Source organism: uncultured Massilia sp. (genome assembly GCF_913773735.1).
GTDB lineage: Bacteria > Pseudomonadota > Gammaproteobacteria > Burkholderiales > Burkholderiaceae_D > Telluria.
Window position 1 is genome coordinate 1 of the sequence record NZ_CAJYEB010000006.1, and the last position, 22,391, is coordinate 22,391.

Sequence of the window (22,391 nt, forward strand, 5' to 3'; positions counted from 1 at the left end):
ATCGATTGAAGGACTTCCGGGCCATAGCAACGCGCTATGACAAGCGCGGCCATAATTTTTTTACAGCCGTGCTTGTAGCGACAATTATCCTATGGCTCCTCTGAACTCAGTCAGACACGCCCTAGCCAGCGCGGCGCTGGCCGCCGCCGGGCAAGATGGCCTATTATCCGTCTTTCACGTTCATCGGGAGTGCCGCCATGCTTGTCAATGCGGATTTTTCGCCGATGGAGATGCCAAAGGAGGCAGAACGCAGCGCAGGAGGGCTAATGTACCGAGATCGACGATCCCGCCCTTGTCGAGACCTTACAGAGGGTTTCCGCAACCGCGACTTTGGCGGTGGCTACGCACGCACGCCCGTACGTCGATGTGCTTCGAGGCAAGGCAATTTTTGACATGTAGGCTGCATTGGTGTCTAATCAGGTACTTATTACCTCTGGGCCATGGGAGGCCATTGTGAGCAAGCAGTCCCGCAAGCCGGAAGTCTTCAACCGAGATGAATATCTTTCTTCCATGAAGCAAAATATTCAGGAGCAAAGTCGACAGGAAGTCGCACGTGGGAATTTGGTCCAGTCCGATCTTTTCCTCATTCGACCTGAGGTTGCCAAGAAAGCAATTGTTGCATTGAAGGCTTGAGTTGGCCAACAGGCAACTTCGCCCGCTTTCTGCCGAAGTGGGCGAAAAAATCTATTCTGTCGTACAAGAGAATGCAGTCCTCGTAGGCGGGCAATCTCTTGCATTCTGGGTTTCCAAATACCAGATTCCCGTGAATGAACAGATGGGCGCCATCAGTATGGATGTCGACTATCTCGGTGACAAGGCCGTTGCATCCACGATTGCCGATCATTTTTTGATGTCGACTGTGACATTCCCCGAGCCGTATGCGATTACCGCGTTGGTTGGCAATGTGCACATTATCCCCGATGATTTTTCTTATATGAATGTTGACGTCATCCATAAGATCGTGGGCTTACGTGCCGATGCTGTTCGGGAACGCGCCGTACAGGTCATATTATCTGGGGAAGTATTGGCCTACATTAGAGTTATGCATCCGATGCATGTGCTCAAGAGCCGTATGCTGAATTTCTATTGGCTTCCCGAAAAGCGAACGCCGAACGGCGTGATGCAAATGCGGCTCGCTATCAAGGCCGCATATCATTACATACTTGATGTCGCTCAAAATATGCCAAGTGGCGGGCAGCGGGCAGCGCGACGGATGATAGAGGAAGTTATTGATTTGGCAAAGAGTGCACCTGGACGGGTAGCGAAGCTGAACGGTATCGACTTTCGCGATGCTATTCCGTTCAACGCTATCACCTCGCCACTTTTTCATTCGGAGCGGATGCATCGCATCCACGCCGAGCTTGACAAGGCAAAGCCTCCAGCGAACTGGATACCAATTTCGCCGACATAGAGGCAGTCTGTCTGGCAGCCCAGAGTACCAGCGTTACGCCTGACTCATCGGGAAGCCGATCGACTTCTAAGCGCTTCACGCCGCGGCAAAATCCACCACCACGCGCAAGCCGCCCCCGTCGCCCTGGTTCTCCAGCCGGATCGCGCCGCCATTGCGTTCGGCCGCCCGCTCGGCGATCGCCAGCCCCAGGCCGCTGCCCGGCTGGTCCTGCCCAGGAATCCGGTAGAAGCGCTCGAACACCTTCTTCTGCAGCGCCGGCGCGATGCCCGGCCCCTGGTCGGCCACGCTCAGGCGGCAGCCGCCGGCGCAGGGCTGCAGGGCCACCTCGATCGTGCCGCCTTCGGGCGAATACTTGATGGCGTTGCTGACCAGGTTGTCGACCAGGGCGCCCACGCTTTCCACGTGCAGCGGCAGCAGGCATTCGGCGTCGGCCTGGAACTCGATCTCGATGGCGCGCTGCAGCGCCAGCGGGACGGCTGCGGCCAGGCGGTCGCGCACCAGCGCGCCCAGGTCCAGCGGCGGCGGCAGTGTCGTCGGCGGTTCCGCCTGGGTGCGCTCCAGCGCCAGCAGCTGGTGTACCATGCGCGTGGCGCGCTCGACGCCGTCGCGCAGGCCGGCCTCGGCGTCGGCGCAGCGCGCGCGCGTCTCGGGATCGCAGCGGCTGAGCAGCACGTGGGCGTTGATCTGCACCGCCACCAGCGGGGTCTTGAGCTCGTGCGCGGCGTCGGTCAGGAACTGGTGCTCGCGCTCGATGCGCTCGCTCAGGCGCTTCATCAGGCGGTTGATGGCGTCGACCAGCGGCGACAGCTCGCGGTAGGGCGACGCCGGCAGGGCGGTGAGGTCGGACACCGCGCGCTGCTCGATGGCGTCGGCGATCGAGCGCAGCGGACGCAGGCCGATGCCCACGATCAGCCAGGCCGGCAACAGCAGCAGCGGCAGGCTGAACACCGTGGACGAGGCCAGGAAGCTGATGCCCGACATCGACAGCATCCAGAGGTCGTCGACCTCGTGGCTGCGCGCGACCACCAGGCCACTCGCGGCGTCGCGCGCGACCGAGGTGACCCAGCCGTTCTCGCGCAGCAGGCGCACCTGGTCCGGCGTCGGCAGCGCGTCCGCCAGGCCGGGGCGCGAATCGTACAGCAGCCGGCCGTGGCGCCACACGCGCAGCCGCACCTGGGAGTGGTAGTCGAGCGTGGCGAACATGTGCGCGCGCACCCGTTCCAGTTCCTGCGCCGCGGCGACCAGCGCGGCGGGACGGTCGGCCAGCAGCGCCAGGTGCAGCAGCGCCTCGCGCGCGTGCGCCTCGTTCTCCGCGGCGGTGCGGGTGCGCTGGGTGATGCGGGCGTCCTGCAGCACGTAGGCCAGGCCGAGCAGGAACACGATCACGATCACGCCGGAAAAGCCCAGCACCAGGCGCCGGAACAGGGAGGACGGACGGGCCGGCCGCGTCGCTTCCATCAGGCCGCCTCGCGCTGGATCACGTAGCCGACGCCGCGCACCGTGCGGATCATGCCTTCGCCGATCTTGCGGCGCAGGTTGTAGATGTGCACGTCGAGCGTCTGGCCCTCGCTGTGCGGCAGTACCCGGCGCTCCAGGTCGGCGCGCGTGAGCACGCGGCCGGCCTGCTTGACCAGCGTGAGCAGCAGCGCGTACTCGGTCGGCGACAGCGCCACCGGACTGCCGGCGCGGGTGACGCGCATGCTGCCTTCGTCCAGCACCAGCTCGCCCACCTGCCACAGCTGTTCGCCGCTGTCCACGGTGCCGCTGGCGCGGCGCACGATGGCGCGCAGGCGCACCAGCAGTTCCGGGATGTCGAAGGGCTTGATCAGGTAGTCGTCGGCGCCGAGGTCGAAGCCCTTCAGGCGGTCTTCCAGGCTGTCGCGCGCCGTGATGATCAGCACCGGCAGCTTGTTGCGGCGCGCCCGCATCTCGCGCAGCAGGTCGGTGCCGTCGCCGTCGGGCAGGCCGAGGTCGAGCAGCATCGCATCGAAATGCTCGGCCAGCGTCTTTTCCATCGCGTGCGCGGCCAGCCGGCACCAGACCACGCCGTGGCCATGGTCCTGGAACACGGACAGCAGCGCCCGGCCGATCGACAGGTCGTCTTCCACCATCAGGATTTTCATCGCGCAAGTGTAACAGCCGGGCCGGCGCGGCGGCGATGGCGGGCGCCGGGCAATCTTTACGTTGTCTTCAGGCGCCGCGGGCGCGCGACGGCGTCTTGACGGAATGAACAAGATTTGCATCTCCGGCTAAACATGCGAATCTTGTATCGCCCCGTGGTGTCAACGGCAAATCTGCGCCGGCGCCGGCCGAGCCGCTGCAAATCTTCCCCACAAGGATGGCGAATCGCCGCGGGCCAATCTTCACGCCAGATTCATGACGCGACGATATCGCTTTTGACGCACCGGAAGCCCGTCCGCATCATTGCCTCGCAGCCGGGAAGCTGGTCCGGCTTCACTTCCATAATAACGAGAGACACCATGAAGACTACGACCTCCGGGCGCCGCGTGGCCATGCCGCGCTTTGCCCTGCATCCCCTCGCCGCCGCCTGCGCCATCCTCCTGTGCGGCATCGCCTCCGCCCAGGAGACCACCCAGGCCACCGACCCGACCGCGCCGGCACGGCAGGCCGACGCCGCCGCGCAGGACGAGCCGGCGATCCGGCCCGGCGGCGCGGCGCCGGCGCAGCCGGACATCGCGCGCGTCACCGTGTCGGGCATCCGCACCGGCATCGAGGCGGCGATCTCGCTGAAGAAGAACGCGACGTCGATCGTCGAAGCCGTGTCGGCCGAGGACATCGGCAAGCTGCCCGACACCAGCGTGGCCGAATCGGTGTCGCGCCTGCCGGGCGTGACCACGCAGCGCAACAAGACCAACGGCAAGGCCACCGACGTCAGCGTGCGCGGCCTGTCGCCCAGCTTCAACGGCGCGCTGCTCAACGGCCGCGAACAGGCCTCGACCAGCGACGCACGCAGCCCCGAGTTCGACCTGTTCCCGTCCGAGCTGACGGGCGCGGTCCTGATCTACAAGACGCCGGACGCCAGCCTGATGGGCCAGGGCCTGGCATCGACCATCGACCTGCGCACGCTGCGTCCGCTGGACTTCGGCAAGCGCGTGCTGGCCGGCAGCGCGCGCAAGGAGCGCATCGGCTTCGATTCCGGCGCCGAGATCGGCGCCGGGCACCGCGCCACGCTGACCTACGTCGACCAGTTCTTCGACCGCACGGTGGGCCTGTCCATCGGCCTCACGCGCCTGAAGGAAGACAATGGCGGCGAGCTGAAATTCGACAGCTGGGGCGCCATGACCGCCGACAAGGCTTACCTCGGCCAGACCGTCAAGGTGCCGGGCGGCTTCCTGGCCGAGACCTCGCGCCGCAAGAACGAGCGCGACGCCGTGTCGCTGGGCCTGCAGTTCAAGCCGAACGCCAGCTTCAAGACCATGGTCGACGTGTTCTACTCGCGCGGCTCCGAGGCCACCAAGAAGACCGGCATCGAGGGCGCCGTGGCCGGCAGCACCGGCCCGTACGACCCGGACGGCGTGCTGACCGATGCGACCGTCGCGAACGGCATCGCCACCAGCGGCACGCTGTCGGGCTACAAGGCCGACGTGCGCAACCACATGTTCTCGAACAAGGACCGGCTGCTGTCGATCGGCGCGAACGCCGAGTGGAAGAGCGGCGACTGGCGCCTGGAGGGCGACCTGTCGCACTCGCGCGGCGTGAAGAACATGAGCAACTACGAGACCACGGCCGGCCAGGCCGGCAACGTGCCCGCGGACCGGGTGGGCAGCATCTCGTATACCAACTTCGACGGCACCCACTTCGACCAGGTGGTGTACAAGCCGAGCCTCGACTACAGCGACCGCAACGTGGTGGCGCTGACCGACGTGGCCGGCTGGGGCGGCGGTCCGCTCACGCCGCAGGCCGGCTACGTCTCGCTGCCGACGATCGAGGACCAGGTCGACAGCATCCGCCTGGGCGCGCGCCGCGAGATGGAATGGGGGCCGGTGGCCGCGCTGCGCTTCGGCGCCAACTTCACCAAGCGCGACAAGTCGCGCGCCGGCGACGAAGGCCGCCTGTCGGTCCTGGGCGGCGACGGCTATGCCACCGCGGCGGTGCCCGGCACCGGGATCGCCTACGCCGGCGCGTCCGGCATCCCGGTGGTGTCGTTCGACCCGACCGGCACGCTCGGCACCGTGTACGCGCTGAACCGCTGGGTCGACGCGACGGTGCTGTCGCGCGCCTGGTCGGTCGGCGAGCGCGTGACGACGCTGTACGCGATGGCGGACCTGGACGGCAACGTCAAGGGGCTGCCGTACACCGGCAACGTCGGCGTGCAGGTGGTGCGCACGAAGCAGAGCGCCAGCGGCAACCAGGTCGACCTCGCCAACTGCACCGGCATCACGGTCGACACCTGCCCGTACGCCGTGCGCACGGACGGCACCAGCTACACCAACGTCCTGCCCAGCCTGAACCTGGCGTTCGACTTGTCGCGCGACCAGTACCTGCGCGTGGGCGCCGGCAAGCAGATCTCGCGCGCCAACCTGGACAACATGAAGGCCAGCATGGACTTCGGCCTGCAGAGCGCCACCGCCACCGCTCCCGCGCTGACGGGCTACGCCGGCAATCCGCAACTCAAGCCCTACGAGGCGACGTCGTTCGACCTCTCGTACGAAAAGTACTTCGGCAAGAAGGCCTACGTCAGCGCCGCCGCGTTCTTCAAGCGCCTGGACAGCTACGTGATCAACGCGCCGCGCGAGTACGACTTCGGCCCCTACACCAGCGCCAACACGCCGCTGCCGCAGACCGGACCGTACCAGAACTCGACGGTCGGCTTCCTGACCAAGCCGGAGAACGGGCAGGGCGGTCGCATGCACGGCATCGAGCTGGCGGTGAACATGCCGTTCTCGCTGTTCACGCAATCGCCCTGGCTGGACGGCTTCGGCGTGCAGATGAGCCATTCGTACACCGACAGTTCGGTGCAACTGCCGACGTCGGCCTTCGTCACCCGCAACAACGCGCCCGTGTTCAACAATGCGGTGACCAATATCGGCCTGCCGGGCCTGTCGAAGCAGGTGTCGAACCTGCGCCTGTACTACGAAAAGCACGGCGTGCAGCTGGCCGCGGCGGCGTACAAGCGCTCCGACTTCATCGGCCAGATCCTGGACTACCGCAGCGACTCGCAGTTCACCTTCATCAAGGGCGAGACGATCGTCGACCTGCAGGCGGCCTACGAGTTCCAGCAGGGCTTCCTGAAGGGCTGGACCGTGCTGCTGCAGGGGCATAACATGACCAACCAGCCGTTCCGCGAGTACACCAACGATGCCAACCAGATCACCAACGAAGTGCGCTACGGGCGGACGTATTATGCGGGGTTGAACGTCAAGTTCTGAATGTCTCGCGATGCGAACGGCTGGTGGGCACGGGGTGCCCACCCTACGTCCTTGATCCGGGCAGTTTCAAGTACGCTGTCCCCTTTGCCGGCCGGGCGCGGCCGGCGCTTTTTTTGACGGATGCCCATGAAACGATTCACCTCGGCGCTGCTGTTGGCGCTGGCCGCCCTCGGCGCCGGCGCCCATGCCGGCGCGCCGATTCCGAACACGCCTTACGTAAAATTCGCGCACGCCGACTGGACGCGCGACGCCACGCTGTACCAGATCAACCTGCGCCAGTTCACGCCCGAGGGCACGCTGCGCGCGGCGCAGCAGCAATTGCCGCGGCTGCAGCAGCTGGGCGTGAAGATCCTGTGGCTGATGCCGGTCCACCCGATCGGCGAGGTCAAGCGCAAGGGTTCGCTCGGCAGCCCCTACGCCGTGCGCGACTACCGCGCCGTCAATCCGGAATTCGGCAGCGTCGACGACCTGCGCCGCTTCGTCGACGCCGCCCACGCGCTGGGCATGCGCGTGATCCTGGACTGGGTCGCCAACCACACGTCCTGGGACAATGTGCTGATGAAGCGGCATCCGGAATGGTATGCGCGCGACCGCCAGGGCCGCCCCGCGCCGACGCCGTGGTTCGACTGGGACGACATCGTCGACCTCGACTACGCGCAGCCGGGCCTGCGCCGCTACATGGCCGACGCCATGCTCTACTGGGTGCGCGACGTCGGCGTCGACGGCTTCCGGGCCGATGCCGCGGGCCTCGTCCCGCTCGACTTCTGGGACGCGGTGGCGGCCGAGCTGCGCGCCGTCAAGCCGGTGTTCCTGCTGGCCGAATGGGAGAGCCGCGACCTGCATGCGCGCGCCTTCGACGCCACCTATGCCTGGACCTGGTGGGACACGCTGGAAGCCATCGCCCACGGCAAGAAGGATGCCACCGCGCTGTATCCCTACTACGCCTGGAACGAGAAATTCTATCCGCGCGAGGCCTACCGCCTGCTCTACACGACCAACCACGACAAGAACGCCTGGGACGGCACCGAGTTCGAGATCTTCGGCCAGGCCGTGGAAGCGGCCGCCGTGCTGTCCTTCGTCAGCAGCGGCATGCCGATGCTGTACAACGGCCAGGAGGCGGGCAACCGCAAGCGCCTGGCCTTTTTCGAGCGCGACCCCATCGCATGGCGGGCGTCGCCGTGGAACGACCTGTACCGGCGCCTGATCGCGCTGAAGAAGGACACCCCGGCGCTGTGGAACGGCGCCGCCGGCGGCGTCATGCGCCAGGTGAAGAACAACGACGGCAAGCGCGTCTTCAGCTTCGTGCGCCAGCAGGGCGCCAGCCAGGTGCTGGCCGTGTTCAACCTGTCGGCCGAGGCGGTCGAGGCGCGCCTGGACGACGCGCTGGCGGCAGGCAGCTACCGCGATTTCGCCGGCGGCGCCGCCGTGCAGGTGGACCGGGGCACGACGTTCGCGATGGCGCCGTGGAGCTGGCGCGTGCTGGTGCGGGGCAAGCCGTGAACGGGGCGCCGGTGCGCGACATCGTGGTCGTCGGCGGCGGCAGCGCCGGCTGGATGAGCGCCGCCGCGTTGGCCACGGCGCTGGCCTCGGGCGACGGCCGCTACCGCATCCGGCTGGTGGAATCCGACGCGATCGGCAGCGTCGGCGTCGGCGAGGCCACCATCCCGATGATCCAGCGCTTCAACCGCTTCCTCGGCATCGACGAGGACGCTTTTCTTCGCGCCACCCACGCGACCTTCAAGCTCGGCATCGAGTTCGAAGGCTGGGGTGCACCAGGCGGGCGTTACATCCACGGCTTCGGTCGTGTCGGCCAGAACCTGGCGAGCGTGCCGTTCCACCAGTACTGGTCCGCCATGCGCCGGCAGGGACGGGCGGCGCCGCTGGGCGACTACACGCTGTCCTGCGCGGCGGCGCGCGCGGGCAAGTTCCGCCACCCGGATCCGGCGCTGGGCGATTCGCCGCTGGCCGATGTCGCCTATGCCTACCACTTCGATGCGACGGCGTACGCGGCCTATTTGCGCGAACTGGCGACAAGCCGCGGCGTGGTGCGCACCGAGGGCCGCATCGTCGGCGTGCAGCAGGGGCCGGACGGCGGCGTGGCCGCGCTGCGCCTGGAGAGCGGCGAGCGCGTGGGCGGCGACCTGTTCGTCGACTGCTCGGGTTTCCGCTCGCTGCTGCTGGGCGAGACGCTGGGCGTGCCGTTCGAGGACTGGTCGCACTGGCTGCCGTGCGACCGCGCGCTGGCGGTGCCGTGCGCGCCGGCCGGTTCCTTGCTGCCGCTGACCCGCGCGAGCGCGCGCCGCGCCGGCTGGCAGTGGCGCATCCCGCTGCGCCACCGCACCGGCAACGGCCACGTGTTCTGCAGCGCCCACATGAGCGAGGACGAGGCGGCGGCGACGCTGCTGTCCCACCTCGACGGCCGGCCGCTGGCCGAGCCGCGCCTGATCCGCTTCAGGACGGGCCGCCGCCGGGTGGCCTGGGAGCGCAACGTGGTGGCTGTGGGCCTGGCGGGCGGCTTCCTGGAGCCGCTGGAATCGACCAGCCTGCACATGATCCAGACGGGCATCGCGCGCCTGATCGCGTTCTTCCCGGATGCCGGCTTCGCGCAAGCGGACATCGACGAATTCAACCGCCAGGCGGCGTTCGAGGCCGAGCGCATCCGCGACTTCATCATCCTGCACTACCACCTGAACACGCGCGCCGAGCCGTTCTGGCGCGCCTGCGCGGAGATGGACGTGCCGGACACGCTGCGCCGCAAGATCGACCTGTATCGCAGCCACGGTCGCCTGGTGCGGGTGGGCGACGAACTGTTCGCGGAGAACGGCTGGCTGCAGGTCTTCGAGGGCCAGGGACTGCGGCCGGAGCGCGATCATCCGCTGGCCGGCCTGCGCGCGGACGAGGACGTAGCGGCGTACCTGGAGGGCGTGCGCGAGGTGGTGGGCAACTGCGTGCGGGCGATGCCGGCGCACGCGGACTACCTGCGCGGCTAGCCGCCCTTCACCGGCCTGGGATACTTGCGCACCACGTCGATCGGCGCGGCATACGGCGAGTCCCAGGTCTGGCGGTGCAATGCGCGCAGGCGCCGCGCGAACGCGGCGTCGCGCAGCACCAGCTCGAGGTTGCGCGAGCGGTCCAGGTAGCCGCCAGCCCAGTTGCTGGTGCCGACCCAGCCGGTCTCGCCGTCGATGACCATCAGCTTGCTGTGGATGACGCGCGCGAACGGGATGACGCCCTCGGCGGCGCGCGGCAGCGTGACGATGCGCACCTCGACGTTGGGCAGCACGGCCAGGCTTTGCAGGTAGTGGATCGCGGGCTCGTCGGTGTTCCAGTTGGACACCATCAGGCGCACCGTGACGCCGCGCGCGGCGGCCGCGCGCAGGGCGTCGTCGATGACGGCGTAGTAGGGCCGCGTGCCGTTCGGGCCATAGGACAGCGGCGCGTAGTCGAGCAGCTGGACGTCGATCTCGCGCCGGGCCTGGCCCAGCAGGCTCACCAGTTCGGCCTCCGAGTCGCGCACGGCGCCGGGCGTCCGGGCCGCCGGGCTGGCGACCAGGTACACGTCGGGCCGCGTCGGCGGCAGCGCCGGCCGGGCGATGTCTGGTACCGGCTTGCCGTCGGCCAGCAGGGCCTGGGCCTGCCAGTCGGCGTCGAAGATCGCCTGCATCTGCGCGGCGACGGCCGGCTCGCTCACGCGCACGCCGGTCTCGTGGATGTGCTCGAAGGCGCGCCAGTCGAAGTTCTGGCTGCCGAGGTAGCCCGTGTTGCCGTCGACGACCAGGTACTTGGCGTGGATGATGCCGTTGGCCGACAGCTTGCCGTACTCCAAGAAGCGCAGTTCCAGGTTGGGGATGGCGCGCAGGCGCGCGATGGTGGCCGCGTCGGACAGCGCCTTGCCGCGCTCCTCCATCAGGAAGCGGATGCGCACGCCGCGGCGGCCGGCCGCTTCCAGACGCTCGATCACGCCGTCGAAGCGGCTGCCGGCGCGGTTGGCGACGTAGAACTGGGCGACGACGATCTCGCGCTGCGCCTGGTCGAACAGCGCGCGCCAGACGGCGGCCGGTTCGCGCAGGTCGGGCGTGGCGAGGGTGGTCTCGGCCGGCACGGTGTGCACCAGTTCGAAGCCGCGGATGGCGAAGTCGGCGCTGGCGTGGGGAGCGGCGGCGAGGCCGAGGAGGAACAGCAGGGCGGGGAGGCGCATGGAGATCGCGAAAAGTCGAAGGGCGCGGCGATGCTAACCCGGCTGCGCCGCAAACGCAATATGGTTGCATTATTTGGGGGCGATGCCCGCTGCGCGGTATAATCACGCCATCGGCGCGGTCCCACGGCGCCAGGGAAACCATGGCTGTCATGCACACGAATCACCCACAGGAATCGTCCACGGAATCGTCCACGGAAGCGAAGGCGGAGACGCTGATCCGCGCCACCGGCGCGCGCCTGACGCAGCCGCGCATCCGCGTGCTGAGCTTCCTGCTCGCGCAGCAGCGCGCGCTGACCCACCACGACGTGCTGGCCGCGCTGCCGGGCGACAAGCTCGACGCCGTCACGCTCTACCGCGTGCTCGAATGGCTGGTCGAGCAGGGCATCGCGCACCGCATCGAGGGCGCCGACCACGTCTGGCGCTTCAGCGCCAACCCGGCCGAGGGCGCGCACGGCAGCCACGGCCACGCCCACTTCCACTGCACGCGCTGCGCGGCCGTCACCTGCATGTCGGGCATGCCGCTGCCGGCGCGCATGAAGCTGCCCGAGGGTTTCATCAGCGAGGAAGTCAGCCTGCTGATCAAGGGGACGTGTCCGCAGTGCGCGGACGACGGCGCGCCGCGCTGACGGCTACTTGTGCACGGTGGCGCGGACCGTGTCGTACTTGTCGCAGATGATCTTCACGTACTCGCGCAGCAGCGCGAGCTCGCTGAACTGCAGCGCACCGCGCTCGACGCGCTGCTGTTCGTCGTCGGGGGCGGGCAGCTCTTCTGCCGTCGGGGCCAGCTTCCTGAGCAGGCGTGCGCGGAACGTGGCCAGGTTCTCCCTCGTGCGGGCCTGGTTCAGTCCAACCAGGTGGTTCGTGACCAGCCGGAAGAACAGGGGGAATCCGCCGCACGCCGGGTCGGGTTCCGGCGGCACGGCGCTGCTGGCGGCGGGTTCCTTGTCGCCCAGCGCGTTGCCGATGCCTTCCAGTAACTGTTCGGGTACGACGCATTCCCCGACGAGTGTCTCGTACATGGAATGCGCAGCGATCCAATTCTGCACCGCTTCCGGGTCCTTGCCGACGAGCACGCTGTCGCAAGCTTCCCGGAACGCCAGCAATGCGGCCAGTTCGCCCTTGGCGACGACCAGCTTCTGCGCGCGCACATCGGCCTCCTCCTCGAGCGACAGGGACGGCGCATCGCCCGATTTGGCCTTGGCCGATTTTGCGGACACGTCCTTGGGCTCGGCGCTGGCGCTGGCGATGTCGCCGGCGATCCGGTCCTGGATCTTGCGCAGCGCCTGGTCCAGCACGGCCCGCCCCGGCCCCTCGCGGGTCAGGCTGGCCATGCGGTCGCCGGTCGAGCACATGTGTTCCTCGATGTAAATCGACGGGACGAGCTGGTACATGCCCTGTTCGATGGCGCCGCTGCGGATGCCGATCTGCATCAGGTCGAAGCGCCCGTCCATGAACAGCTCGCGCATCATGGCCACCTGCCGGTAGCGCCAGTGCGGGCCGCCGATGGCGGTCTTCAGGCCGGGCAGGTTTTCGCGGTTCCACAGGTTGATCATATTGTCCGCGTCTTCCCCGAACACCAGCTCCGACGCATGGTCGTACTGGTCGATGTAAACCGGATCGCCGATCGGGATCGGGACGAAATAGCGCTTCGGGTCGGGACTCGGAATGACCGCGCCACCCTGGTTGAAGTTGTCGAACAAAACCTGGAGCTGGGTGCACAGCTGCGCGGTCATGACGTGGTGCGGGTTGCGCTTGAGCGAGTCGAGCGCGCGCAGGCTGCCGTCGCCGATGGTGGCCTGGAAGCCGGCCTTCAGCCCCGCCGCCAGCTTGCCCATTTCCGCGCCGTTGACGCCGCGGACCCAGATCAGCACGAACACCAGGCGTTTGATGCCGGCTTTTTCCGTCATGTCCGTCACGAACTTTTTGAAATGGGCCTGCAGCGCCGGCTGCACGATCTCGCATCCGGGCGCTAGGCGTTCCGCGATCCGTCGCGTCAGTTCGCGTGCGCCCTGGCGCTGCAGCACCGCCAGGATGTGGCGCGATGTATCGCCGATCGGATAGTACTGGTGGTCGGGAATGCGCATCAGCGTCTGGAATCCGGACGCCTTGTCGGCCGGCACCGTGATCTGCGCGTCGCGCAGGCGGATCGCCAGCGCGGTCAGCCCCTGGTACAACTGGTTGCCGGCGAGCTCTTCGAAGTAGTTCCAGGGCAGGACGTGTCCGGCCAGCTTGCTTACCTTGGACATGACGTCGGCCGGCACACTGTCGATCCTGGCGAAGCGCTTGGCTTTTTCGTCGCGCCTGGAAAGTTTCAACAGCAGCAGTTCGCGCGCGGCATTGAAGCGGTTGCGGCTCTTCTCCACCGGCGCCTTGATGCGCGCCTTCTCGCGCAGGTCGACCCAGGTGCCGTCTGCAGGCAGTTCCAGGGCCGCGTGCGCCTGCTTGAGGTCGCGTTCGGTGCGGGCGAGCACCAGGAGCTGGCGCTTCTTGTCGGGGCTCTCGTAGCAGAATAATTTGTAGACCTGCGCCACACGCAGTTGCCCGAGCAACTCCGGGAGACGGACGCCGCTGCGCTCGGTGCCGGCATGCAGGGCGCTAAGCAGTTCGGGTTGCCGCAATGCCTCGCGCTGCTCGGCGATCCGGCCGGGTGCCTTGCGCAGCATGGCGCGGATGCGTTCCAGCTCTTCCCGTCCAATCTCTTGCGCCAGCCGCGGCACGAGCGGGTCCGGCGACAGCGCCTTCTCGTCCAGCCAGCCTGGCAGGACCGCCAGTGTCACCTCGGCATCGTGGAATTCCTGGTCCAGGTCGGCGATTTCGCTGTCGATGGTATCGAGTGCGGTACTGGGGTCCACGCACAGCCACTTGGGTACCTTGTCCACGTTCAGGCGAGACGGTATCAGGATGGACGGCGCGTACAGGGGCAGGACGGGCCAGCCGGCCCAGCGCAGCAGGCGCACCAGCATGTCGATGGACATGTCGGCCAGTGCGATATCCTTCCAGTCCAGGGCTGGCGGCGCCTCGGACACGACGACGTCCTGCGCCGCACCATCCTCCACCGCGCCATCCTCTGCCGCGCCATCGTCCGCCTGCACCGGCGTCTTTCCGTCCTTCTCGTCCTTCTCGTCCTTCTCGTCCTGGCTGGCCGCCTTCTCCACGACAACCTCGCCCTTCACGGACTCGATGGTGAAATCCTTGAGCGATTCGTCGACCTTGTTCGCCGCCACCGTTTCGTTGCCGGGATTTTCTGCCGCTTCCTGCAGGGCGAGTTGGTCCAGGCTGCGCGCGGCCTTGCGGCGGTTCGCGCGCAGCTCGATCAGCAGCTTCGCATTGGCCCCGTCCGGCGTCTCGTTTTTGGCAATGGTGGCCAGCGTCGTTGGCGATGGCGGATAATCGGCAAACCCGAGCGCAGTCAGCAGCGGCGTTTCCTGGCGCCGCCATTCCGCCACCTGCGCGTTCAGTCCCTTGCGCTGTTGCGCGATGTCGGCGAGCGCCTTCCTCTTGCGTTCTTTTTCTTCCTTTTGCTCCTTGTCGGTGGGTTTGGGTTGTGGCACGACCTCGGTATCGCCGACCAGCAGCAGCACGCGCTTCGGAACCGCCCCCATGTCCTGGTAATACGTGAGAAAGGCGGCCGCCTGTCCCGGCGCATTCACGCTGGCGAAGAACAGTAGGTTCATGTCGGGAAAAATCGCCAGCGCCATGCCGACGCCTGTCGTGTCGCCGCTCTGGTTCGGATTCTGGCAGTAGAAGCGCGCCGGCGCCGACCGGTCGACCGGCTGCATGGCGGGAATCCGTCTGCCTCCCGCGCTTGCCGCCGACTGGAAGCGCTGGGCCGCCAGCGGTACCGCGGGCCGGCTGTGGCGCCGTTTCCCGCAGGCGCCGCAGGCGCCGTGGCCGAGGCACAGCGTGGCGCAGTTCCTGGCACAGTCGGCACCCTCGACGTCCTTGTCGACCAGTGCCTCGTCGATCTTGACGAGGTCGATCCAGGCCGGCATGTCGAACTCGGCGCATTGGTCGTTGTGGCAGTAGCAGAATGGCATCCGGCGTCTCCTATGAACCGAAGACCTGATGCAGCTTGTCGACGGTGGCGTCGTCCGCGGTCCCCGTGATCGGCAGGCCGAAGTCTTCCTGGAAGGCGGCGATGGCCTCGGCCGTCATCGGTCCCGCCTCGTCGTCCAGCGCGCCGACGTAATAGCCCAGGGCGCCCAGGCGGGTCTGGATGCCGCGCGCGCGGTCGGGCGGTTCGTAGGCGCCCAGGTGCAGCCGGTAGACTTCCTGGTCCGCGCCGGCGCCGATCGTGACTTCGATCTCGGTCGCATCGGTGGCGAGCAGCGTTTCCAGTACCCCGTCGGCATCGGTCCTCCCTTCCGCGAGGCCGGCCGTGTCGCCATTGGCGAGCAGGACCAATGCGATCCAGCGCTCCTCGGCGCGCGGCCGGCCATCCTCATAGACGAAGCGCAGCCGGAACGCCGACGGCGTGGTGAGGACGCGCAGGTAATGGAACCGGCCCGTGCCGGTCTCGATCACGTCCGGCGCGCGTGGCGGGAACCGGAGCGTGTCGCCGGCGCGGACGTACATGCCGCCTCGGCCTTCCTTCAGGCTGGCGTTACCGGCGAAATCCCACAGCGCCGCGGGCGCATAGCCGAAGCGCAGGGCCAGCGCCTCCAGGCGTTCGCCGTCCGCGACCAAGTGATCGGCGGGCGCGGCGGCCGTGGCGACGGGCTGCCATGGAGGCGGCGGGCGCGTGCTCTCCAGGCGCGCCGATGGCAGCGCCCGCGTGCCGCCGGCAGCGCAGGCCGACGCATCCCATTCCGGCGCCAGCAGGGTGTAGCTGCCGTCTTCCAGTCCTTCGAAGCGCACCAGGCCGCGGCTGTCGGTGCGGGCGGTCGTCTCTTGCCCGTCCTTGCGCAAGGCCAGCAGGACGTCGGCCACGGGCTGGTCGGCCGCGTCGATCACCAGCGCCTCGAGGCAACGCAGGTCGGCCAGCGGGCAGGGCATGACGACCGAGGGGCCGTCACCCATGGCGTGCGCCGCTGCGGACGGCATCGACGAAGCTGGCCTGGGCTGCGGCCAGGCGGTGCCGGTGTGCGAGCGCGTCCTCGGCGCGCACCAGGCGCTGGCGCGGATCCGCGACACCGGCGTCGTCCAGGATGCGCTGCATGGCGCCGGATTCGGCTTCGCTCAATGGCGTGGCATGGAGCAGCCGGTACAGCCGGTCCAGTTCCTCGAACTCGTGCAGTCCGACCCGGGCGCCTGCCCGCTCGGTCGCCAGCGCGGCAACCTCGGCATCGGCGGCACTGCAGTCCCGGACGGCGGCGACGATGGCGGCGGCGAGGCGGCTGCGGATCTGCTCCTGCCGGGATTGCGCCAGCGACGCCATCTGTTCGTTACGGATCACGAGCATGGCCGCGTCATATTGATTAAAGGAAGTGAAATACTAGCGGAAAACGCGCGCCGGCGCGACGGGATCGTGCGTCTGTTCAATGGGCTGCGGCGCAGTGCCGGCAGCACACCCGGTTGCGCCAGTGCGCCGCGCACAGCAGCAGGGCGCCCGTCACGCTGAGCGCCGTCTCCGCCGCGTGGCCCCAGCGCGGTCCGACCGCGAACACGGCCAGCGCCAGGCAGGCCAGGCCGGCGCCGCCCAGCAGCGGCACGGCCCTGCGCCGGTGCGCCAGGAAACCCGGACCCAGGCCGATGGCGGCCGCCAGCAGCGCGACGCCGACCATGGCTTCGTGGAAGCCGTGGTGGTGGCCGCCTGTCCAGCCCAGCGCGGGGAACAGCGCCAGCAGCAAGGGCAGGGCGAGGCAGTGCAGCAGGCACAGCGTGGAGGCCAGCAGGCCGGCGGCATCCCCGACACCGGGCAGCTTGTTCATGGTGGTCCTTGTTATTGCAAGTGGATTGCAATAATAGTCCGACTCGGCCGCGCTGGCAAGCGTCCGCGCCGCAGGACGCGGCGGTTTCGCTATAATGGCGCCATGGGCAAATCGTCAAGACACCGGGTACTGCACGCCTGGATCGCCATGCTGGCGGTCCTGTTCGGCGCGTTCGCCCCTGGCGTCTCGCAGGCCTTCGCCGCCCGCGCCTCCGGCCCCGACACCATCGAGATCTGTACCGCGCACGGCGTGCAGGTGCTGCTGGTCGACGGCGCGCCGCAGTCCGACGACAGCGACACGCGCGCCAAAAGCGCCGGCCACTGCGCCTGGTGCCTGTCGCACCTGAACCCGGTGGCGCTGCCGCCGTCCGCCGAATGGGTCGTCGCCGTGCTGGACGGCCACGACGCCTATCCTCCGCTCTACTATCGCGCGCCGCGCCCGCTGCAGGCCTGGATCGCCGCGAACCCGCGCGCCCCGCCGGCCCTCGCTTCCTGATCTTCCGTCATCCGAACCGATCAACCGGCGCGTGAGCGACCGTGCGGCGGCGCAGCGCGCCTGTCCGCCGTCCTTGCGCGGCCAAGCCCGTCCGGCGCGTCCGTGCGCGCCCGCATGGGACATCCCAGAACAAGAATCACCATGACAGCCTCCTGCGTTTACCCGTATCCGTTCGCCCGCAAGGCGATCCACCTCTCCTGCCTGCTCGCCTGGGGCATTGCCGTTCCCGCCGTCCATGCCGCCGACGCGCCGGACGACGCGCCCGCCGAGGTCCCGCGCGTCGTCGTCACCGGCGCGGCCACCGAGGGCACGCTGGCCGACCGCACGTCGACCGGCTCCTACCTCGACCTGAGCCGCCTCGACACGCCGGCCAGCCTCGACGTCCTCACCCGCAAGCAGCTCGACGAGCGCGGCGACGTCGACCTGACCGCCGCGATCGTGCGCGCCCCCGGCCTGTCGAGCCTGCCGCATCCGGGCAATAGCGGCTCGTCGCTGGCGGCGCGGGGCTTCACCGACACGACGTCCGTGATGCGCCTGTACGACGGCCTGCGCCAGTACGGCGGCGCCGGCCTGTCGTTCCCGTTCGACACCTGGGCCGTCGAGCGCATCGAAGTGCTGCGCGGTCCGGCCTCGGTGCTGTACGGCGAAGGCGCGATCGGCGGCGTCGTCAACGTGGTGCCGAAGCAGCCCACGCGCGGCGCCGTCCAGAACGCGGTGCAGGCGATGCTGGGCACGGAGGGCACGCGCCGCGTGGCCTTCGGCAGCGGCGGCGCGATCGACGGGCGCTGGGCCTACCGCGTCGACGCCAGCGCCGACCGCTCGGACGGCTGGGTCGACCGCGGCGACAGCCGCAACCGCGCGTTTTCCGGCGCGCTGCGCTTCGACGTCTCGCCCGACCTGTACCTCAAGCTGGCGCTGGCCTGGGGCCACCAGCAGCCGATGCGCTACTTCGGCACGCCGCTGGTCGACGGCAGCCAGCTGGAAGCGCTGCGCGACAAGAACTACAACGTGGCCGACGCCGTCATCGACTACCGCGACCGCTGGATCGGCCTGGACGCCAACTGGCGCGCCAGCGACGCCGTCACCGTGCGCACGCGCTTCTACCGCATCGACAGCAACCGCCACTGGCGCAATGCCGAGTCCTACGTCTACGACCCGGCCACGCGCCTGGTCGAGCGCGCGGACGACACCGAGATCCTGCACGACCAGGCCCAGAACGGCAACACGACCAGCGCCACATACCAGGGCAGCCTGTTCGGCCTGAAGCACCAGGTGGCCGCCGGCTTCGACGTGAGTTCCAGCTCCTTCACCCACACCAACAACACCTACGTCGGCTCGCCCGGGCCGGTCGACCTGTTCGACCCGGTGCCGGGCCTGTTCGCCAGCAGCGTGCCGACCATCCCGCGCTACCGCACCCGCGCGCGCCAGTACGCGCTGTTCGCGGAAGACCGCCTCGAACTCGCGCCGCGCTGGTCGGTGCTGGGCGGCGTGCGCTACGACCATGCGACGCTGGCGCGCACCGACCTGGTGGCCGGCCGCCAGGCCTACGACCGCACCTTCGCCGACACCGGCTGGCGCGTCGGCACCGTGTGGGAGGCGCGCCCGGGCCTGGCGCTGTACGCGCAATACGCGCGCGCCGCCGATCCGGTGGGCGCGCTGCTGTTCCTGTCGCCGGCCAACAGCCGCTTCCAGAACGCCACCGGCCGCCAGGTCGAGGCGGGCGTCAAGCAGGAACTGCCGGGCCGGCGCGGCGAATGGACCGTGGCCGTCTACGACATCGCCAAGGACAACCTCCTGACGCGCGACCCGGCCAACCCGGCGCAGAGCATCCAGGTGGGCCGCCGTTCCTCGCGCGGCATCGAGGGGACGCTGAACCTGGCGCTGGCGCCCGGCTGGAGCCTGGACGCGAACGCCGCGCTGCTGCGCGCCCGCTTCGACGACTTCGTCGAGTCGGTGGCCGGGGTGCCCGTCTCGCGCGCCGGCAACGTGCCGACCGACGTGCCGCGCCGCCTGGCCAACCTGTGGCTGCACTGGCAGCCGCTCCCCGCGTGGAGCGCCAGCGCCGGCCTGCGCCACGTGGGCGAGCGCTTCGCCGACAACGCCAACCGGCTGCGCATGCCGGCCTACACGACGGCCGACCTGTCGCTGCGCTGGAAGCTGGCGGCGCAGACCAGCCTGACGCTGCACGGCGCCAACCTGTTCGACAAGCGCTACTACGCGACGGCCTACTACACGCCGACGCAGTGGCTGGTCGGCCCGGACCGCCGCGTCGAGCTGGTGCTCGACCACCGCTTCTGAGGCCGCCATGTCGATGGCGAGCCAAGGCAAGCGCGCGGTGATCCTGGCGCACCGCTGGACCGGCGTGGCGATGTGCGTGCTGATGGCGCTGTGGTTCGCCAGCGGCATGGTGATGCTGTTCGTCGGCTATCCCAGGCTGCTGCCGGCCGAGCGCCTGGCCGGGCTGCCGCCGCTGCCCGTGCAGGGGTGTTGCGTCGATCCCGGCACGCTGCCCGGCGTGGGGGACGCCACGCGCCTGGTGCTGACGTCGATCCGCGGGCGGCCCCACTACGTGACGACGACGCCGGCCGGCGTCGCGGCCTTCGACGCCGCGACCGGACGGCGCGCCGGACCCGTCGACGGCGCGGGCGCGCTGGCGGCGGCGCGCACCTTCCTGCCGGGCGCCGGCGCGCGCCTGGCCGGGCAGGTCGCGGAAGACCGCTGGACCCATGCGCGCGCGCTCGACGCGCACCGGCCGCTGCACGTGGTCGAGCTGGACGATGCGGCGGCGACCCGATTGTACGTGTCGTCCACGACCGGGCAGGTCATGCTGGACGCGCCGCGTGCGCAGCGCGCCTGGAACTACGTGGGCGCCTGGCTGCACTGGCTGTACATGCTGCGCAGCCAGCCGAAGGACCCGGTGTGGAGCTGGACGGTGATCGCGCTGTCGGCCGTCGGCACGCTGGCCGCGCTGGCGGGCGCATTGAACGGCATCTGGCGCTGGCGCTTCGCGGGGCGCTACAAAAGCGGCGCCCGCACGCCGTTCCGCGAGGCGGCCATGCGCTGGCACCATGTGCTGGGCATGGCGTTCGGGGCGGTGCTGCTGGCCTGGATCTTCAGCGGGCTGATGTCGATGAATCCGCTGGGCGTGTTCGATGCGCGCCTGCGGCCCGACCTCGGCGCCTACGCGGGCGCCACGCCGGGCGCGCGGCGCGCGCCGGTGGCGGTGCCGCAGGCGCTGGCGCTGCTGCGCGCGCAGGGTTTCGCGGCGCGCGAACTGGAATGGCGCGTGCTGGGCGGCGAACCCTACCTGCTGGCGCGCGACGGCGCCGACCGCACGCGGCTGGTGGTGGCGGGCGGCGCCGGCGCGGCCGTGCTGGCCCGCTGGTCCGACGCGCGCCTGCTGGCCGCCGCGCGCGCGCTGCTGCCGGCCGCGCCGGTGGGCCAGGCCCGCGTCACGGATTACGATGCCTATTACTACAAGCGCGGCGCGCAATCGATGTACGGCGACGACGACCGCCGCCTGCCGGCCCTGCGCGTGGACTTCGGCGACGCCGGCGCCACCAGCGCCTGGATCGACCCGTACACCGGCGACGTGGCGGCCAGCATGGACCGCGCCCAGCGCGCCGGGCGCTGGCTGTTCAACCTGCTGCACAGCTGGGACTTGCCGGCCATGCTGGCGGCGGGCTGGGTGCGCGAGGCCGTGCTGCTGGTGCTGGGCGCGGGCGGCCTGCTCCTGAGCGGGACGGCGGTCGTGATCGGCATGCGCCGCTTGCGCAAGCGTTTCGGTGCGGCGCGCACGTAATCTGCGTACACCCTGTCCACGCGTCCGTCAGCGTCACGCCGGCATTTGGTGCGCACGGGGTGCGCACCCTACGGCGGATGCGTTCATGGGGAGGGCGCACCCCGTGCGCACCAGCCGCCGCGTAGGGCGGGCACCCCGTGCCCACCAGCCCCAGCCCGCATCCCGTCAGCGCGGCCGCTGCAAGCGCAACAGCAGCCACGCGATGGCCCCCGTCACCGTGGCCGTGAACGCCAGCACGATCCAGAACCCGTGCTCGTGCTGCGACAGCGGCACCCCGCCCACGTTCATGCCCAGCAGGCCGGCGATCAGGTTGATCGGCAGCGCCATCACGGTGACGATGGTCAGCAGGAACAGGCTGCGGTTGTTGTCCTCGTTGACCTGGGCCGCGATCTCTTCCTGCAGCAGCTTGATGCGCTCCTGCAGCGAGGCCAGGTCGCGCAGCACGACGGCGAATTCCTCGGTGGAGGCGCGCAGGTCCTGGCGGTCGTCCTGTGAGACCCAGGCCGGCGGGCGCTGCAGCAGGCGGAACAGGGCCGCCGGCTCCGGCGCCAGCAGGCGTTGCAGGCGCACCAGCACGCGCCGCAGCGCGCCCAGGTCCTCGCGCTTGCGCATCAGGCGCCCGGCCAGCAGCTGGTCCTCGGTGGCGTCGACGCGCGCCACGGCGTCGCGCACGATGCCGACCAGCACGTCGGCCTGGTCGCGCAGCAGGTGCACCAGCAGCTCGGCCGGCGAGCGGATCGGCGCGCCTTGCAGCACGTCCTGGCGCAGGCGCTCGATCGATTCCAGCGGGGCGCGGCGGGCGCTGATCACGCCGCGCGGCGTGACGTGCACCCACAGCGTCGAGATCTCGGCGCTGTCGAAGGAAAAATTGTGCTGGACGTCGTTGACGACGGCGATCAGGGCGTCGTCGGCGATTTCCAGCCGGGTCGAGCGCGAGCCCTGGTGCAGTATCTCGTAGAACTCGTCGGGCAGGCCGGCATGGGCGCGCAGCCAGCGTTCGCTGGCGGCGTTCGACAGGTTGAAGTGCAGCCAGGTGAAGCGCTCCGGGTCGGGCCGGGCCATCCAGGCCGCCGCGGCCGCGGCGTCCACCTGCGCCGCCGCGGCGCCGCCGCCCATCAGGAAGCCCCAGACCAGTCCCGAGACGTCGGAGCCGTAGCTGAACGCCGCTGTCGCCATTTCCATTCCCATGCTGTGCGAGATGGGTGGCATTGTAGTGCAAGCCCGC

At 69.2% G+C, this 22,391-nt stretch carries 17 protein-coding genes and 1 pseudogene; 10 read left to right on the top strand and 8 right to left on the bottom strand.

Annotated elements, in window-relative coordinates; genetic code table 11:
- From QZ749_RS02690 to QZ749_RS02700, 3 genes and pseudogenes are all read left to right on the top strand, one after another.
- A pseudogene (locus tag QZ749_RS02690) lies at positions 1-104 on the top strand (IS5/IS1182 family transposase); the annotation flags it as partial.
- A 349-nt stretch (positions 105-453) separates the two neighbouring features.
- Positions 454-633 carry a hypothetical protein gene (locus QZ749_RS02695; protein WP_296942993.1) on the top strand — a complete coding sequence of 60 codons (180 nt, stop codon included), beginning with the start codon at positions 454-456 and terminating at the stop codon, positions 631-633.
- A gap of 1 nt (position 634) precedes the next feature.
- On the top strand, positions 635-1,411 hold the full coding sequence (locus tag QZ749_RS02700; RefSeq protein ID WP_296942995.1) for a hypothetical protein: 777 nt from the start codon (positions 635-637) through the stop codon (positions 1,409-1,411).
- A 75-nt stretch (positions 1,412-1,486) separates the two neighbouring features.
- On the opposite strand, the gene QZ749_RS02705 is transcribed toward QZ749_RS02700, so the two are convergent.
- Together QZ749_RS02705 and QZ749_RS02710 are read right to left on the bottom strand one after the other, a co-directional pair.
- Entirely contained in the window at positions 1,487-2,869 is a 1,383-nt protein-coding gene (locus QZ749_RS02705; protein WP_296942996.1) for an ATP-binding protein, read from the bottom strand.
- Positions 2,869-3,534 carry a response regulator transcription factor gene (locus tag QZ749_RS02710; protein ID WP_296942998.1) on the bottom strand — a complete coding sequence of 222 codons (666 nt, stop codon included), beginning with the start codon at positions 3,532-3,534 and terminating at the stop codon, positions 2,869-2,871. Before QZ749_RS02710 ends, QZ749_RS02705 begins: the two co-directional genes overlap by 1 nt.
- A 357-nt stretch (positions 3,535-3,891) precedes the next feature.
- Between QZ749_RS02710 and QZ749_RS02715 the strand changes: the two genes are divergently transcribed.
- The 3 genes from QZ749_RS02715 to QZ749_RS02725 all read left to right on the top strand — a co-directional run bounded on the left by QZ749_RS02715 (position 3,892) and on the right by QZ749_RS02725 (position 9,791).
- The gene (locus QZ749_RS02715; RefSeq protein ID WP_296943000.1) at positions 3,892-6,801 is read left to right on the top strand and encodes a TonB-dependent receptor; all 2,910 of its coding nucleotides are present in this window, start codon (positions 3,892-3,894) and stop codon (positions 6,799-6,801) included.
- A gap of 126 nt (positions 6,802-6,927) precedes the next feature.
- Entirely contained in the window at positions 6,928-8,301 is a 1,374-nt protein-coding gene (locus QZ749_RS02720; protein ID WP_296943002.1) for an alpha-amylase family glycosyl hydrolase, read from the top strand.
- Positions 8,298-9,791, top strand: coding sequence for a tryptophan halogenase family protein (locus QZ749_RS02725; protein ID WP_296943004.1), 1,494 nt, complete (start codon positions 8,298-8,300; stop codon positions 9,789-9,791). Before QZ749_RS02720 ends, QZ749_RS02725 begins: the two co-directional genes overlap by 4 nt.
- Here QZ749_RS02725 and QZ749_RS02730 read toward each other — a convergent pair.
- The gene (locus QZ749_RS02730; protein WP_296943006.1) at positions 9,788-10,999 is read right to left on the bottom strand and encodes a phospholipase D-like domain-containing protein; all 1,212 of its coding nucleotides are present in this window, start codon (positions 10,997-10,999) and stop codon (positions 9,788-9,790) included. The genes QZ749_RS02725 and QZ749_RS02730 overlap by 4 nt on opposite strands.
- Before the next feature lie 149 nt (positions 11,000-11,148).
- On the opposite strand from QZ749_RS02730, the gene QZ749_RS02735 reads away from it, so the two are divergent.
- Complete coding sequence (locus QZ749_RS02735) at positions 11,149-11,625, top strand: Fur family transcriptional regulator (protein WP_296943008.1); 477 nt, start codon at positions 11,149-11,151, stop codon at positions 11,623-11,625.
- Positions 11,626-11,628: 3 nt separating this feature from the next.
- On the opposite strand, the gene QZ749_RS02740 is transcribed toward QZ749_RS02735, so the two are convergent.
- The 4 genes from QZ749_RS02740 to QZ749_RS02755 form a co-directional block, all read right to left on the bottom strand.
- Entirely contained in the window at positions 11,629-14,991 is a 3,363-nt protein-coding gene (locus tag QZ749_RS02740) for a hypothetical protein (RefSeq protein ID WP_296943010.1), read from the bottom strand.
- Between the two features lie 55 nt (positions 14,992-15,046).
- The gene (locus tag QZ749_RS02745) at positions 15,047-16,018 is read right to left on the bottom strand and encodes a peptidoglycan-binding protein (RefSeq protein ID WP_296943012.1); all 972 of its coding nucleotides are present in this window, start codon (positions 16,016-16,018) and stop codon (positions 15,047-15,049) included.
- A complete protein-coding gene (locus tag QZ749_RS02750) occupies positions 16,011-16,400 on the bottom strand; it encodes a hypothetical protein (RefSeq protein ID WP_296943014.1) in 390 nt (129 codons plus the stop codon). The genes QZ749_RS02745 and QZ749_RS02750 overlap by 8 nt, the downstream gene beginning before the upstream one ends.
- 76 nt (positions 16,401-16,476) lie before the next feature.
- Positions 16,477-16,869, bottom strand: a complete 393-nt coding sequence (locus QZ749_RS02755; protein ID WP_296943016.1) for a MerC domain-containing protein — start codon at positions 16,867-16,869, stop codon at positions 16,477-16,479.
- Between the two features lie 102 nt (positions 16,870-16,971).
- Here QZ749_RS02755 and QZ749_RS02760 point away from each other — a divergent pair, with 102 nt between their 5' ends.
- From QZ749_RS02760 to QZ749_RS02770, 3 genes are all read left to right on the top strand, one after another.
- Positions 16,972-17,364 (top strand): DUF2946 domain-containing protein, encoded by a 393-nt coding sequence (locus QZ749_RS02760; RefSeq protein WP_296943018.1) that lies wholly within the window; start codon positions 16,972-16,974, stop codon positions 17,362-17,364.
- Between the two features lie 141 nt (positions 17,365-17,505).
- The gene (locus QZ749_RS02765; RefSeq protein WP_296943020.1) at positions 17,506-19,662 is read left to right on the top strand and encodes a TonB-dependent siderophore receptor; all 2,157 of its coding nucleotides are present in this window, start codon (positions 17,506-17,508) and stop codon (positions 19,660-19,662) included.
- Between the two features lie 7 nt (positions 19,663-19,669).
- Entirely contained in the window at positions 19,670-21,166 is a 1,497-nt protein-coding gene (locus QZ749_RS02770) for a PepSY-associated TM helix domain-containing protein (RefSeq protein WP_296943021.1), read from the top strand.
- Between the two features lie 165 nt (positions 21,167-21,331).
- On the opposite strand, the gene QZ749_RS02775 is transcribed toward QZ749_RS02770, so the two are convergent.
- The gene (locus QZ749_RS02775; protein ID WP_296943023.1) at positions 21,332-22,342 is read right to left on the bottom strand and encodes a transporter; all 1,011 of its coding nucleotides are present in this window, start codon (positions 22,340-22,342) and stop codon (positions 21,332-21,334) included.
- Positions 22,343-22,391: the final 49 nt, after the last annotated feature.

Excerpts from the sequence above, each read along its gene's own strand:
- QZ749_RS02705 (WP_296942996.1), bottom strand. The coding sequence starts at position 2,869 with ATGGAAGCGACGCGGCCGGCCCGTCCGTCCTCCCTGTTCCGGCGCCTG.
- QZ749_RS02710 (WP_296942998.1), bottom strand. The coding sequence starts at position 3,534 with ATGAAAATCCTGATGGTGGAAGACGACCTGTCGATCGGCCGGGCGCTG.
- QZ749_RS02715 (WP_296943000.1), top strand. The coding sequence starts at position 3,892 with ATGAAGACTACGACCTCCGGGCGCCGCGTGGCCATGCCGCGCTTTGCC.
- QZ749_RS02720 (WP_296943002.1), top strand. The coding sequence starts at position 6,928 with ATGAAACGATTCACCTCGGCGCTGCTGTTGGCGCTGGCCGCCCTCGGC.
- QZ749_RS02730 (WP_296943006.1), bottom strand. The coding sequence starts at position 10,999 with ATGCGCCTCCCCGCCCTGCTGTTCCTCCTCGGCCTCGCCGCCGCTCCC.
- QZ749_RS02735 (WP_296943008.1), top strand. The coding sequence starts at position 11,149 with ATGCACACGAATCACCCACAGGAATCGTCCACGGAATCGTCCACGGAA.
- QZ749_RS02740 (WP_296943010.1), bottom strand. The coding sequence starts at position 14,991 with ATGCCGGCCTGGATCGACCTCGTCAAGATCGACGAGGCACTGGTCGAC.
- QZ749_RS02745 (WP_296943012.1), bottom strand. The coding sequence starts at position 16,018 with ATGGGTGACGGCCCCTCGGTCGTCATGCCCTGCCCGCTGGCCGACCTG.
- QZ749_RS02750 (WP_296943014.1), bottom strand. The coding sequence starts at position 16,400 with ATGCTCGTGATCCGTAACGAACAGATGGCGTCGCTGGCGCAATCCCGG.
- QZ749_RS02755 (WP_296943016.1), bottom strand. The coding sequence starts at position 16,869 with ATGAACAAGCTGCCCGGTGTCGGGGATGCCGCCGGCCTGCTGGCCTCC.
- QZ749_RS02760 (WP_296943018.1), top strand. The coding sequence starts at position 16,972 with ATGGGCAAATCGTCAAGACACCGGGTACTGCACGCCTGGATCGCCATG.
- QZ749_RS02765 (WP_296943020.1), top strand. The coding sequence starts at position 17,506 with ATGACAGCCTCCTGCGTTTACCCGTATCCGTTCGCCCGCAAGGCGATC.
- QZ749_RS02770 (WP_296943021.1), top strand. The coding sequence starts at position 19,670 with ATGTCGATGGCGAGCCAAGGCAAGCGCGCGGTGATCCTGGCGCACCGC.
- QZ749_RS02775 (WP_296943023.1), bottom strand. The coding sequence starts at position 22,342 with ATGGCGACAGCGGCGTTCAGCTACGGCTCCGACGTCTCGGGACTGGTC.